Here is a 13,956-nt window from a genome sequence, read left to right as displayed (position 1 = left end):
TTATATTAGGAACGGTAAGATTCTGAGCATTACAAGGTAAGTAACACTGAATGAAACCTTCATTACAACTCAAGCTAGGTCAGCAGTTAGCCATGACGCCACAGTTGCAGCAAGCGATTCGCTTATTGCAATTGTCGACACTCGATCTTCAACAAGAAATCCAAGAAGCGTTGGACTCAAACCCATTATTGGAAGTTGAAGAAGGCCAAGACGAGCCTCTAGCAAACGGTGAAGATAAGTCAGCGGTCGAGGCTGCTGATAGCAACAGTGCTAGCGAACCAACAGAAATTGACGTTCCAGATAGCTCCGATGTGATAGAGAAATCAGAAATTAGCTCTGAACTTGAAATCGACACGACTTGGGATGACGTCTACAGCGCGAATACTGGTAGCACCGGCTTAGCTCTTGATGATGATATGCCCGTCTACCAGGGCGAAACCACTGAATCATTGCATGATTACCTCATGTGGCAGCTTGACCTAACACCATTCAGTGAAACCGACCGCACGATTGCATTAGCGATTATTGACGCTGTTGACGACTACGGCTATTTAACTTTGTCGCCTGAAGAGATTCATGAGAGCTTCGATAATGAAGAGATAGAGTTAGACGAAGTAGAAGCTGTTCGTAAACGCATTCAACAATTCGATCCTCTTGGCGTTGCATCGCGTAACTTACAAGAATGTTTGTTACTGCAACTGACGACCTTCCCAGAAGACACGCCGTGGCTTGCTGAAGCCAAAATGATACTTGCGGATCATATTGATCACCTAGGCAACCGTGACTACAAGCTCGTCATCAAAGAGACTAAGCTGAAAGAAGCCGATCTACGTGAAGTCTTAAAGCTTATCCAACAGTTAGATCCTCGTCCAGGCAGTCGCATCACTCCTGATGATACCGAATACGTAATTCCAGACGTATCCGTTTTTAAAGACAATGGTAAATGGACCGTTTCTATAAACCCGGATAGCGTGCCAAAATTAAAAGTAAATCAACAATATGCTCAATTAGGCAAAGGTAATAGCGCGGATAGCCAGTACATCCGCAGCAATTTGCAAGAGGCAAAATGGTTAATTAAGAGCTTAGAGAGTAGAAACGAGACGCTACTCAAAGTTGCAAGATGTATTGTTGAACATCAACAAGATTTCTTCGAGTATGGTGAGGAAGCCATGAAGCCAATGGTACTCAATGATGTCGCTTTGGCTGTGGACATGCATGAATCCACGATTTCTCGTGTAACAACGCAAAAGTTTATGCATACACCACGTGGTATTTTTGAATTGAAGTACTTCTTCTCTAGCCATGTTAGTACTGACAACGGCGGAGAATGTTCGTCAACAGCAATTCGTGCACTCATTAAAAAACTGGTCGCAGCAGAGAATACTGCCAAACCACTGAGTGATAGCAAGATTGCTGCTCTTCTGGCTGACCAAGGGATTCAGGTCGCAAGACGTACGATAGCCAAATATCGCGAATCCTTGGGAATTGCCCCTTCAAGTCAGCGTAAACGCCTATTATAAGGCACTAACTGAAAAGGAAAGTCTATGCAAATCAATATTCAAGGCCATCACGTTGATCTTACCGATTCAATGCAAGACTATGTAAATTCTAAGTTTCAGAAGCTCGAAAGGTTCTTCGACCATATCAATCAAGTGCATGTTGTACTAAAAGTTGAAAAAATTACTCAAATCGCGGAAGCTACGCTTCACATAAATCAAGGCGAAATCCACGCATCAGCCGATGACGAAAATATGTATGCCGCGATCGATTCGCTGGTAGATAAATTGGTTCGCCAACTTAATAAGCACAAAGAAAAACTAAACAGTCATTAATCATGCAACTGAGCGAAATACTGTCATTGGACTGCACCAAAAGTGCGGTCCACTGCACGAGTAAAAAACGCGCCCTTGAAATGATCAGCCGTATCGTGGCTGATCAAACGGGCCAAGATTCTACCGAGCTGTTCGAATGCATGCTCAATAGAGAAAAAATGGGCAGTACCGGTATCGGAAACGGTATTGCGATCCCTCACGCGAGAATGCAATCAAGCGACAAGGCCATTGCTGTCTTACTGCAATGTGATGAAGCAATCGAATTTGATGCGATTGACAATCGACCTGTCGATCTTCTTTTTGCGCTCCTTGTACCAGAAGAACAGTGCAAAGAGCACCTCAAGACTCTATCCTCTATGGCAGAACGTCTGAGCGATAAGCAAGTATTAAAACTACTGCGTAATGCTCAGAGTGATGAAGAACTTTACGACATCATGATTCACCAATAAGCAGGACTAACTCCATGCGACTAATCGTTGTTAGCGGGCACTCAGGTGCCGGTAAAAGTATTGCGCTTCGTGTACTGGAAGACTTAGGTTACTACTGTGTTGATAACCTGCCAGTTAACTTGCTGGACGCATTTGTTCATTCTGTTGCTGACAGCAAACAGAATGTTGCAGTCAGCATTGATATTCGTAATATTCCTAAAAAGCTAAAAGAACTGACGAGTACACTAGAGCAGTTAAAAACTGAGCTTGATGTGACCATGCTTTTCTTGGACGCCAATAAAGAAACGCTACTCAAACGCTACAGCGAAACACGCCGAATTCACCCGTTATCTTTAGGTGGCACCTCCCTCTCGCTCGATCAAGCCATCGAGCGTGAGAAACAAATTTTGACGCCACTCAAAGCGCATGCAGATCTGGTCCTAAATAGTAGTGGGCAGTCTTTGCATGAATTGAGTGAAACCGTGCGTATGCGCGTTGAAGGCAGAGATCGCAAAGGGCTCGTTATGGTATTTGAGTCTTTTGGTTTTAAATACGGCCTGCCTTCCGATGCCGATTACGTATTCGACGTTCGCTTCTTACCTAACCCACATTGGGAACCAGCACTACGCCCGCTTACAGGTCTGGATGCTCCTATCGCCGCATTTTTAGAGCAACACCAATCGGTGTTAAGTTTGAAATATCAAATTGAAAGCTTTATAGAGAATTGGTTACCTCTGCTTGAGAAAAACAACCGCAGCTACCTGACCGTTGCAATCGGTTGTACTGGTGGTAAGCACCGCTCGGTGTACTTAACTCAGCAAATCGGTGAATACTTCGCCAACAAAGGACACCAAGTACAAATTCGCCATACCTCACTAGAGAAAAACGCTAAGGAGTAGCCGTGGAGTTAAGTCGTAAAGTATTGATTCAAAACCGCCTTGGCTTACATGCTCGTGCAGCAGTCAAACTGGTCGAACTGGCACAGAGCTTTGAAGCGGTCATCACCATCGACAATGAAGAAGACAAAACCGCCACAGCAGACAGCGTAATGGGCCTGTTAATGCTAGAGTCCGCTCAAGGACAATACGTCACGATCCACGCAACGGGTGGGCAAGCGGAAGAAGCACTGGATGCCGTTTGCCACTTGATCGAAGATAAATTTGATGAAGGCGAGTAGTTTACTCGCTTTTTTCTTACCTCCCATTATCTTTCTCTTCCCTGACCTAATAAATAAATTTGCTTAGTATCATAAGTTGTTATTAAAAGGCGCCTAGAATTAAGTTATTATTCAACGCATTGTAAATATCAGGAATTGGGAGGAATGAATGGCAGAGCAAATTGAATTCGACCAAGCTCACCAAGCCCTCCAAGAAGTCACAGAAGCGCTAGAAAATGGTCGCTTCGTCCATGTTCGTCGTCAATTACAGGACATGGAACCTGAGGATATCGCTCACCTTTTAGAAGCCTCCCCACGTAAGAGCCGTGAAGTTCTTTGGCAACTCACCGACCCTGAAGATTATGGTGAAATCCTTGACGAGCTTAACGAAGACGTCAAAGACAGCCTCGTATCCAAAATGGCACCAGAAGCGCTTGCAGAAGCGACAGAAGGCATGGATACCGATGACGTGGCTTACGTACTGCGTAGCTTGCCTGACAACCTGTCACGCGAAGTCCTGTCGCAAATGGACTCATCTGACCGCCTACGGGTCGAAACCGCCCTATCCTACCCAGAAGACACCGCGGGTGGACTGATGAACACCGACGTCATCACAATTCGTGGTGACGTAGATGTGGACGTAGTTTTGCGTTATCTACGTATGAAAGGCGAGCTTCCAGAAGCTACGGATGCCCTGTATGTGATCGATGAAGAGAGTAAGCTCATCGGTGAACTGCCGATCACGACGCTTATTACCACTCAGCCAGACGTAAAAATCATTGATGTAATGGAAGACGCGGACGAGGCTATCACCGTCGATACTAGCGACTCAGATGTTGCGAGTCTGTTCGAACGTCGCAATTGGGTATCTGCACCCGTTGTTGATGAAAACTTGCATTTGGTCGGTCGTATCACCATCGATGACGTGGTTGACGTTATTCGTGAAGACGCGGAACACTCGATGATGAGTATGGCGGGTATGGACGATGACGAAGATACTTTCGCGCCTGTTGTAAAATCAGCTCGCAAACGCAGTATCTGGCTTGGCGCTAACGTATTAGCCGCCCTTGCTGCTGCTTCCGTTTCTAATATGTTTGAGGCCACATTAGATCAAATGGCGGCCATTGCGGTATTGATGACGATTGTTCCGTCCATGGGTGGTGTCGCTGGTAACCAAACCGTCGCACTAGTGATTCGTGGCCTTGCTCTTGGTCATATCGGTGACTCAAACAAACGCGAACTGTTAATGAAAGAAGCCTCGATAGGCTTACTCAACGGTATCATGTGGGCGCTGATTATTGGTGGTATTGTTGTTGCTTGGAAAGGTAACTGGATGCTCGGAGGAATCATTTCCGCCGCCATGCTGACCAACTTATTGGTCGCAGGTATTGCAGGAGTAACGATTCCAATCCTATTGAAAAAAATGAACATCGATCCTGCTTTAGCTGGTGGTATGGCATTAACAACGGTGACGGATGTGATTGGTTTATCTGTCTTCTTAGGGCTTGCCACAATACTGATTACCTAACAGAAAAAACGAAAAAGCCTGATGAACACATCAGGCTTTTTTGATTCTGAATTGCTAGAAAAGCTTATTCACCCGCCACTTTCATGGTATCCAGTAGGATAGAGCCCGTTTGGATTTGTGAGCGCGTTTCAATATCACTACCAACCGCCACAATCTTGGTGAACATGTCTTTTAGATTACCTGCGATGGTAATTTCTGATACTGGGTATTGGATTTCACCATTCTCAACCCAGAAGCCTGCGGCACCGCGAGAGTAATCCCCCGTTACCACGTTCACACCTTGTCCCATGACTTCTGTCACTAGAAGACCAGTACCGAGCTCTTTAAGCATTTGTTCGAAGTTTTGGCCTGTCGACTTCACGTACCAGTTATGAATCCCACCAGCGTGACCTGTCGGCGTCATCTTCATTTTACGTGCGGCATAACTGGTTAACAGATAAGTTGCTAGCACACCGTCGGTAATGATCTCACGGTCTTGAGTGTACACACCTTCACTATCGAATGGACTTGATGCCAAACCACGCAATACATGCGGACGTTCTGAGATATTGAACCATTCAGGAAGCACTTGTTTGCCTAGATGGTCAAGTAAGAAAGAAGATTTTCGGTACAGGTTACCACCGCTGATCGCCATAACGAGATGGCCAATCAAGCCTGTCGCAACATCAGCCGCAAACATGATTGGGTATTGACCTGTTTTTAGACGCTGCGCATCTAAGCGGTTAACCGTATTCTCTGCCGCCTTACGACCCACCGTTTCTGGGGTCCATAAGTCATCACGATGACGTGCCACGGTGTAGCTGTAATCACGTTCCATCTCGCCGTTTTGACCAACGCCAATTACACAACAGCTAGTACTATGGCGGCTAGACGCATAACTAGCTAATAAGCCATGGCTATTGCCATACACTTTCACGCCGTAATGACTATCATAACTCGCGCCATCACTTTGTTTGATTGCACTGTTATAACTTAGCGCCTCTTTTTCTGCTGCAATCGCCACATTGGCAGCATAGTCTGGATCGGGTGCGTCAGGGTGGAAAAGATCAAGCTCAGGGATCTCTTGCACCATGTATTCTTTCGCTGCAGGGCCTGAAAATGGGTCTTCAGATGTGTAATGTGCAATATCTAGCGCCGCTATAACGGTTTGCTCGATCGCAGCTTCACTTAAATCAGACGTGGAAGCACTGCCTTTGCGTTGACCTCGGTAAACGGTAATGCCCAGCGCACCATCGCTGTTGAACTCGACATTTTCTACTTCACCCATACGAGTTGAAACACTTAAACCAGTGCTTTTAGTAATTGCGACTTCGGCGGCGTCAGATTTTGCCGATGCAAGCTTTAAGGCTCTTGCGACGGCTTGCTCTAGCTCGGTACGTTGCTCAGCAACCTGCTGTTTAATATCCATTGTCTTTCACATCTTGTCTTTGATGAACAATAGGATAACAAGAATTTCGCTTTCTCCCCATGATTCTTGTTAAAATAGTCATAATATTAATCAAAACACAGGCAACTGAAATGGCACGTAAGAATCAAAAAGCGCCATGGGAACCAGAAGAAGAGATCATCTGGGTAAGTAAATCCGAGATGAAGCGAGACATGGAAGAACTGCAAAAGCTAGGTGAGGAGCTTGTCGGCCTCAAACCTTCAGTTCTAGAAAAGTTTCCATTGAGTGAAGATTTGCGAGAAGCAATTGCTGACGCGCAACGTTTTAAAAATGAAGCGCGTCGTCGCCAATTACAACGTATTGGTAAATTGATGCGTTACGAAGATCCAGAGCCAATCCAAGCCGCACTGGATAAAATTCGTAATAAGCACTCTCAATTAACGGCGGTATTCCACAAACTTGAAGCGTTGCGTGATCGCGTAGTGGAAGAAGGTGACAAAGCCATTGATGACGTAATGGAAATGTACCCAGAAGCGGATCGTCAGCGTCTACGCCAACTTGCTCGCCAAGCAGCGAAAGAGAAAAAAGCTGGGAAACCAGCAAAAGCGTACCGCGAAATCTTTCAGATCCTTAAAGGTCTAAACGAAGAAGAGTTTTAATTCGACGGCTCAAGCAATGAGCATTCGATTTAAACGCAAAAAGCAGACGTCAATGTCTGCTTTTTTATCTTTGGTTTTACAGTCAGCGTTACACTAAGCGATTAACGCGGTCTCCGCGCTCGAAAGCGTTAATGTTCTCAATCAGGATTTCCGCTAAACGTTGGATAGATGAGTCGCTGCCCCATGCAACATGCGGTGTCAGTAACAAATTAGGTAAACTCATATTGGCAATCAGCGGATTGCTCTCATCAGCCGGTTCTTGTGTAAAAACATCAAAACCAGCCGCTGCAATTTCTTGCTGTTTTAAGGCATCCACCAGCGCGCTCTCATCCACCAAACCTCCACGCCCTGTATTAATCAAAATGGCGTTGGACTTCATTTGTTGCAACTCTGCTTGACCAATTAAATTCTGAGTATGATCGTTGAGCGGGCAATGCAAAGTCAGCGCATCGGAGCGTTTTAATACTTCCTCAAACGGCACATAACCTGGTCTACATTCTGCCGCCCCTTTACGCTCAGAAAACAACACGGTCATTCCTAACGCTTGAGCCAGATTCGCCGTCGCTTGCCCTAGAGCCCCACTACCAACAACACCTAACGTGCTACCACCAATATCCCCGATTGGGTGCGTAAAAAAACAAAACTGCTGGTTACGCTGCCACTCACCTGCGGCAATATCTTGGTGGTACCCAAATAAATTCCGTCTTAAAGCGAATAACATTGCCATCACGTGCTCGGGCACCGAACGCGTCGCGTAACCACGTACATTAGCAACCGCAATATCATGATTAGCACAGTAGTTCACATCGACGTTGTTAAAACCAGTTGCGGCAACCGCGATCATCCGTAATTTTGGTAGTTGCTCTAATACATGTTGGTCAAGCAGGACTTTATTGCTAATCACGATATCGGCATCTGCTAACCTTTCTATTACCTGCTCAGGCGCAGTTAGGTCGTACTCACGCCAGTGGTGCGGAAAGCCAGGTCGTGGGACCTCAATATGTTCTGGGATGGTCGCTCGGTCTAAAAATACGATGCTTGGCAAAGACATAACAACTCCTTGTTCACGGCTGAAAGACAGGATACATCAACCACAGTAACGAAATAGCCAAAAATAGCGAACTAGAAAGAACCGCTGTTGAGTGCAATTGGCATTAAGGGTGTGGCAACGTTTTATAATCAGGCAATGTACGCTCTGGCGAAAAATAGTTAAAGATCATCGCCTCGGCTTCAGGATAAAAGTCACAGGGTACAAAAATACTTCTCAACTGATCCGTAGCTGGGTGATAAAAACTTAGCTCCGCAGCGTGCAACTCTAAACGTTCTGAAAACTGATACGCCTCTTCGCTTGCATAAAACTCATCACCCACAATCGCATGACCAATCACCATCAAATGCACGCGTAACTGATGCGATCGACCAGTAATGGGCAGTATTCGCACAACGGTCGTATGGGTGCCATCAGGGTGCACTTCACGCTTCACTACTTGGAATAAAGTTTGAGATGGTTTGCCGTCGTCAAAACATACTTTTTGTCGTGGACGATTTGGCCAATCACAAATTAATGGAAGATCAATATTCCCTTCTTGCGACTCAACATGCCCCCAAACACGTGCGAAATACACCTTGTGAGTGAGGCGATATTGGAACTGCTTTTTTAATGCTCGCTCCGCGGGTTTGTTTTTCGCCAGCAGCATCAACCCTGATGTCGACATATCCAAGCGATGCACAACTTGAATTTCTGGATGCAACTCTTTGAGGCGGCTCCACATGCTGTCGTAATGCTCTGCAAGGCGACCAGGGACAGACAGCAGCCCTGATGGCTTATTCACTGCCAGAATGTCGTCATCCTCAAAAACGATATCAACCCAAGGGTCGGTGGGAGGGGTATATTCAAGCATTGCCATGGGAGATCTCTACAAAATAAAAACGCCGCGATTATATACCCAAATAGCACCCAGATGCAGGATTCTGAAGAAAAGTTCAACCCAATAAAACAAAGTCAATCCTTTAGCATAAAAACTAAAAATAGCACGTTGTAAATTTAGTTTGACAACAAGACGCATAACTGAATAGAGTGCTAGATGCACACAGCATGGTATTCGCAAAGAATACTTAAAATAAATACACCAAAACACAGCATTTAAAAGACATTACCGTTGCGCAGTATAGGGCGAGCGCTCAGCTTGTCATGTACTGCGGTATGTATCTCTTTAGAAAGATACATAAGATAAAAAGGACAATAAGCAATGGACTCCGCCGTTATAGATAAACCCCAATCCAAACTTTCCTTATTTTTTCGTTCGCTAGGCCCCGGCATATTAATGGCATCTGCTGCGGTCGGTGGCTCTCACCTCGTGGCATCAACCAAGGCTGGTGCGATTTATGGTTGGCAATTGGCTGCACTGATTCTGCTCGTAAACCTGTTTAAATACCCTTTTTTCCGAGCGGGCGTACAGTACACCATGGGGACAGGGCTGACCTTGGTTGAGGGCTACGCGAAATTAGGTCGGCCTTATCTATGGCTATTTCTATTTCTGAGCGTGGTATCGGCCGTCATCAATACCGCCGCTTTGTTGATGTTTAGCGCTAGCTTGCTGGGCTACTTCATTCCGTTTTCACTATCAATGGCATCACTCAGCATCATTGTGATTGTCACCTGCCTGATCATATTATTTGCTGGCCATTACAAAGCGCTCGATACGCTATCTAAAGTGATCATGTCGGTGTTAACCATCGCGACTTTACTCGCTGTTTCTATCGCCTTTGGTAACCCTGTTGAACAAGTGGCCAACTTCGAGCCGCCGTCACCTTGGTCTATTGCGGCTATTGGTTTTATCGTCGTGACAATGGGGTGGATGCCTGCACCGATAGAGATCTCCTGTTTAACCTCAGCATGGCTAAAACGCCAATCAAGCCAGCAAGAAGTAACATACCGCTCTGCTCTATTTGACTTTAATGTCGGTTATATTGGCACGGCGTTTCTTGCCATTATCTTTGTATCGCTAGGCTCTTTGATGCTTTATGGATCTGGCGTTGCGCTTGAAAGCTCTGGCGTTGGCTTCTCCCACCAATTGGTTGGCTTATATGCGGCAACGATTGGCGAATGGTCTCGTTACTTGATCGCGGTAATTGCGTTTTTCTGTATCTTTGGCAGCACGATTACCGTTATTGATGGCTACTCGCGCGTTATTTCGGATTCTCAACGCCTACTGCGCTCGCAACCAGACACTAACCCTAAAACCACTTCAGCGATCATGCTGGTAGTCTCCTTACTTGCATTGGGTATTGTGGTTTTCTGGGCTTCTGCGTTATTGCCTATGCTGAACTTTGCGATGATCCTCGCCTTTATGACCACGCCATTCTTTGCTCTGCTAAATTACACCTTAGTGAGCAAAACTGAGTTACCTGAGCCTTTGGCTGTTGGACCTAAACTAAAGTGGTTGTCGATTGCAGGCCTGATTTACTTGTTTGGCTTCTTGGCTGTATTTATCTGGTGGAAGTGGTTGATGTAAATGAGATAGCTATCAGTGATTAATGCATTCCGCATAAAGAAACTAAACCGTAAATAAAGAAAAAGGTCTTCAACTGAAGACCTTTTTTTAATGAGCAATAAATACTTACTTAGTTGTGGCTCACCACAATCAAACGCAGCGAGTCGAGCTGAACCTGAGCTTGGTTGATATAACCAGTAAGCTCTTTAATTTGTGCGTCGATAGCTTCAATTTCTTCGTCACGAATATTTGGGTTCACCGCTTTCAGTGCTTGCAAACGCTCAAGCTCTGCATTCAAACTGTGCTGCATATCTTGATGAGCTTGTTTGCGTACTTCTTCGACCTTCTCTTCAATAAGAACATCACCGGCTTCAATTAAGCGGTGTACGTCTTTCTGTACCGACGTAACCAACTTGCTACCTAAGTGACGGTTTACAGGGCTGAGCTGGCGGTTAAAGCTTTCAAACTCCACTTGAGCAGACAAATCATTACCACGCGAGTCCATCATTAAACGGATTGGCGTTTTCGGTAAGAAGCGCGCGATACCACTGCGTTTTGGCGCTTGCGCATCTACCGCGTAAATCAACTCAAGAAGAATAGTCCCGACTGGTAACGCTTTGTTTTTCAATAGAGATACCGCAGACGTCCCCACCCCTTCACTCATAAGAAGATCGATACCACCCTGGATCATTGGGTGTTCCCAACTGATAAAGTGCATATCTTCACGAGATAAAGCCGTATCACGATCAAACGTGATCGTCGCTCCTTCGTATGGCAGACCTGGGTAGCTTGGCACCATCATGTGCTCAGATGGGGTCACAATCAGGGCGTTTTCACCTTTATCGTCTTGATTCAAGCCAATCGTGTCAAAAAGAGAAAGTGCGAAGGTGACCAGATTGGTATCGCCGTCGGTTGATTCAATTTTCTCAACGATTTGTTGTGCTTTTTCCCCGCCATTTGAATGCATTTCTAATAGGCGATCACGGCCTTGCTCCAATTGGGATTTCAGCTCTTTATTCATTTTTGCTGACGCTTCAATGATCTCATCTAGCGTGCTGGTATCACCAGAGGCAAGAATTTCAATCAGATCATCGGAGTACTTATCGTAAACAGCACGGCCTGTTGGGCAGGTTTCCGAAAAAGCGTTCAGGCCTTCATCGAACCAACGTGCTAGGATCGCTTGCGATGTGCCTTTCAGGTAAGGAACATGAATGTCGATATCGCGATTTTGACCGATACGGTCCAAACGACCAATACGTTGCTCAAGCAAGTCTGGGTTAAATGGCAAGTCGAACATGACAAGTTGGTTGGCAAACTGGAAGTTACGACCTTCAGAGCCGATTTCGCTACAGATAAGAACTTGTGCTCCACCTTCTTCTTGCGCAAAGTAAGCCGCCGCTTTATCACGTTCAAGAATCGACATACCTTCGTGGAAAACAGTGGCGCGGATACCTTCACGCTCACGCAGTGCTTGCTCCAATTGCAGCGCGGTACTCGCACGAGAAGCAATCACGAGGATTTTCTCGCTGCGCTTCTCTTTTACTTTTTCAAGCAACCAATTCACACGCGAGTCAAACTGCCACCAGCTCGCGTCATCGCCTTCAAATTCTTGGAAAATTTCTTCCGGGTAAAGGTTCTTCATCGCACGTGCTTCAGAACTCATCTTACCGCCAATCATCCCAGCAACACGCATTGATGTAGTGTATTGCGGTGGAATATCCATTGGCATCAGATGCACGTTACGCGTAGGGAAGCCTTTGATGGCCGCGCGCGTGTTACGGAACAGAACACGCCCTGTACCATGACGATCCATCAAGTTATCGATCAGCTCTTGGCGTGCCGACGCTTTAGCTTCTTCGTCCGCTTCACTTTCGATAATGCGGAAAAGTGGTTCTACGTCTTGTTCAGACAATAACTCAGTGATCTGGTTTTTTGCTTCATTAGGTAGCTTTTCACCGGAAAAGAGTGAAGTAATCGCATCAGCTACGGGCGCGTATTGCTCTTCTTCCTCAACGAATGCTTCGTAATCATAGAAGCGGTCTGGATCCAACAAACGCAGACGAGCAAAGTGACTCTCACGACCAAGCTGCTCTGGCGTTGCAGTCAGTAGCAACACACCTGGAGTACGTTCAGCCAAGCCTTCTACCACTTGGTATTCACGGCTCGGTTTATCTTGGCTCCATTCAAGGTGATGCGCTTCATCGACAACCAGTAGGTCCCATTCACCTTCCAGTGCTTGTTCAAAACGCTTGCGGCTCTTGCGTAGGAAATCCAAAGAACACAGCACATATTGCTGAGTATCAAATGGGTTTTCTGCATCCGCAAACGCTTCGATACAGCGCTCTTCGTCAAAGATAGAGAAATGCAGATTGAAACGACGCATCATCTCAACCAGCCATTGATGCTGCAGTGTTTCAGGCACCACAATCAAAATGCGTTCGGCACGACCAGACAGAACTTGTTGGTGGATGATCATACCCGCTTCAATGGTTTTACCCAAACCTACCTCATCCGCCAACAAGACGCGTGGCGCGTGACGACGGCCAACTTCGTGCGCGATGTAAAGCTGATGAGGGATCAAACCTGCACGCATACCACATAGGCCACGCATTGGGCTCTTATGCTGCTCAAACTGGTTGGTTAGCGCACGGTAACGCAGAACAAAGTTGTCCATACGGTCGATTTGACCGGCGTACAACTTATCTTGAGGTTTGTTAAAACGAATTTGGTTGCTAAGGAAAATCTCACGCAGAACAACAGCGGTTTCTTGCGTGTCTTCACGAGTACCGAAATAGGTGTAAAGACCTTCATCTTCCAGTACTTCTTCTACTTTTAGAGACCAACCTTCTTGGCAATCGATGACATCCCCAACATTAAAGGTGACTCGGGTAACAGGTGCATCGTTACGTGCGTAAACTCGGTTTTCCTCTGACGCTGCAAACATCAATGTCACAGTACGAGCATCCATTGCTACAACGGTACCTAAACCTAAATCGCTTTCCGTATCGCTAATCCAGCGCTGCCCCAAAGCAAATGTCATGAATTGACTACCTCGTTATTAGTTCTTGATTCGTATTTCTTGTTGGTCTACTCATGCCCGTAGGCATGGATAATAGTTTAGATCTGATTCTGGCTTCTGCTATGCCGATAGCATTCGTCATTCCAGTATGAACTGAGTATTTTTTAAGCCAGCTCAACATGATAAATCGGACATAGCCTATACGCAGAAAAAGGTCGCTAATCTTACTTGAAGCTGTGATTGAGGTCACGCCGAAACCGCACCAAGCAGAAACTTTTTTCCCAAACTCTAAATGCAATCAAATTGTAAAATACTCATGCCAATTATTAAGTTGTAGAACGTAAATATTACGTATACTTCTAATGAGGGGCGTTTAAAACCATTGCATATGATTTAAGCGCGTTAGTACACGATTAGGATCAACACGGGTTTGCAGTAAGTTGTCTTGCTACT

The 13,956-nt window shown here is 45.8% G+C and carries 12 protein-coding genes; 8 read left to right on the top strand and 4 right to left on the bottom strand.

The window, feature by feature from the left end; genetic code table 11:
* Positions 1-50: 50 nt before the first annotated feature.
* The 6 genes from R7P36_RS21370 (at position 51) to mgtE (ending at position 4,944) form a co-directional block, all read left to right on the top strand.
* The gene (locus R7P36_RS21370) at positions 51-1,520 is read left to right on the top strand and encodes an RNA polymerase factor sigma-54 (RefSeq protein WP_005381112.1); all 1,470 of its coding nucleotides are present in this window, start codon (positions 51-53) and stop codon (positions 1,518-1,520) included.
* A gap of 24 nt (positions 1,521-1,544) precedes the next feature.
* Positions 1,545-1,832, top strand: coding sequence for a ribosome hibernation promoting factor (hpf, locus tag R7P36_RS21365; protein WP_005381114.1), 288 nt, complete (start codon positions 1,545-1,547; stop codon positions 1,830-1,832).
* Positions 1,833-1,834: 2 nt separating this feature from the next.
* Positions 1,835-2,281 carry a PTS IIA-like nitrogen regulatory protein PtsN gene (ptsN, locus tag R7P36_RS21360; RefSeq protein WP_005381116.1) on the top strand — a complete coding sequence of 149 codons (447 nt, stop codon included), beginning with the start codon at positions 1,835-1,837 and terminating at the stop codon, positions 2,279-2,281.
* Between the two features lie 14 nt (positions 2,282-2,295).
* Complete coding sequence (gene rapZ / locus R7P36_RS21355) at positions 2,296-3,159, top strand: RNase adapter RapZ (RefSeq protein WP_005388424.1); 864 nt, start codon at positions 2,296-2,298, stop codon at positions 3,157-3,159.
* A gap of 2 nt (positions 3,160-3,161) precedes the next feature.
* On the top strand, positions 3,162-3,437 hold the full coding sequence (locus tag R7P36_RS21350; protein WP_005381120.1) for an HPr family phosphocarrier protein: 276 nt from the start codon (positions 3,162-3,164) through the stop codon (positions 3,435-3,437).
* Positions 3,438-3,585: 148 nt separating this feature from the next.
* A complete protein-coding gene (gene mgtE / locus R7P36_RS21345) occupies positions 3,586-4,944 on the top strand; it encodes a magnesium transporter (RefSeq protein ID WP_005381121.1) in 1,359 nt (452 codons plus the stop codon).
* Between the two features lie 64 nt (positions 4,945-5,008).
* Here mgtE and pmbA read toward each other — a convergent pair whose 3' ends face one another.
* Entirely contained in the window at positions 5,009-6,352 is a 1,344-nt protein-coding gene (pmbA, locus tag R7P36_RS21340; protein ID WP_213899981.1) for a metalloprotease PmbA, read from the bottom strand.
* 110 nt (positions 6,353-6,462) lie between these two features.
* Here pmbA and yjgA point away from each other — a divergent pair, with 110 nt between their 5' ends.
* Positions 6,463-6,990, top strand: a complete 528-nt coding sequence (gene yjgA, locus R7P36_RS21335) for a ribosome biogenesis factor YjgA (RefSeq protein ID WP_005381124.1) — start codon at positions 6,463-6,465, stop codon at positions 6,988-6,990.
* A gap of 88 nt (positions 6,991-7,078) precedes the next feature.
* On the opposite strand, the gene R7P36_RS21330 is transcribed toward yjgA, so the two are convergent.
* Positions 7,079-8,041: a D-2-hydroxyacid dehydrogenase gene (locus tag R7P36_RS21330; protein WP_047103625.1), complete on the bottom strand. Its 963-nt coding sequence runs from the start codon at positions 8,039-8,041 to the stop codon at positions 7,079-7,081.
* A gap of 103 nt (positions 8,042-8,144) precedes the next feature.
* A complete protein-coding gene (locus R7P36_RS21325; protein WP_213899982.1) occupies positions 8,145-8,897 on the bottom strand; it encodes a pseudouridine synthase in 753 nt (250 codons plus the stop codon).
* 342 nt (positions 8,898-9,239) lie between these two features.
* Between R7P36_RS21325 and R7P36_RS21320 the strand changes: the two genes are divergently transcribed.
* Complete coding sequence (locus tag R7P36_RS21320; RefSeq protein ID WP_005381130.1) at positions 9,240-10,505, top strand: NRAMP family divalent metal transporter; 1,266 nt, start codon at positions 9,240-9,242, stop codon at positions 10,503-10,505.
* Between the two features lie 109 nt (positions 10,506-10,614).
* On the opposite strand, the gene rapA is transcribed toward R7P36_RS21320, so the two are convergent.
* Entirely contained in the window at positions 10,615-13,524 is a 2,910-nt protein-coding gene (rapA, locus tag R7P36_RS21315) for an RNA polymerase-associated protein RapA (RefSeq protein ID WP_025767610.1), read from the bottom strand.
* Between the last annotated feature and the right edge of the window lie 432 nt (positions 13,525-13,956).

It is taken from the genome of Vibrio sp. 397 (assembly GCF_033339395.1).
In the GTDB taxonomy this organism is placed as follows: Bacteria; Pseudomonadota; Gammaproteobacteria; order Enterobacterales; family Vibrionaceae; genus Vibrio; species Vibrio alginolyticus.
This window is presented reverse-complemented; position numbering and strand designations above follow the sequence as displayed.

Coding starts and splice junctions, on each gene's coding strand:
- R7P36_RS21370 (WP_005381112.1), top strand. CDS start 51: ATGAAACCTTCATTACAACTCAAGCTAGGTCAGCAGTTAGCCATGACG.
- hpf (WP_005381114.1), top strand. CDS start 1,545: ATGCAAATCAATATTCAAGGCCATCACGTTGATCTTACCGATTCAATG.
- ptsN (WP_005381116.1), top strand. CDS start 1,835: ATGCAACTGAGCGAAATACTGTCATTGGACTGCACCAAAAGTGCGGTC.
- rapZ (WP_005388424.1), top strand. CDS start 2,296: ATGCGACTAATCGTTGTTAGCGGGCACTCAGGTGCCGGTAAAAGTATT.
- mgtE (WP_005381121.1), top strand. CDS start 3,586: ATGGCAGAGCAAATTGAATTCGACCAAGCTCACCAAGCCCTCCAAGAA.
- pmbA (WP_213899981.1), bottom strand. CDS start 6,352: ATGGATATTAAACAGCAGGTTGCTGAGCAACGTACCGAGCTAGAGCAA.
- yjgA (WP_005381124.1), top strand. CDS start 6,463: ATGGCACGTAAGAATCAAAAAGCGCCATGGGAACCAGAAGAAGAGATC.
- R7P36_RS21330 (WP_047103625.1), bottom strand. CDS start 8,041: ATGTCTTTGCCAAGCATCGTATTTTTAGACCGAGCGACCATCCCAGAA.
- R7P36_RS21325 (WP_213899982.1), bottom strand. CDS start 8,897: ATGGCAATGCTTGAATATACCCCTCCCACCGACCCTTGGGTTGATATC.
- R7P36_RS21320 (WP_005381130.1), top strand. CDS start 9,240: ATGGACTCCGCCGTTATAGATAAACCCCAATCCAAACTTTCCTTATTT.
- rapA (WP_025767610.1), bottom strand. CDS start 13,524: ATGACATTTGCTTTGGGGCAGCGCTGGATTAGCGATACGGAAAGCGAT.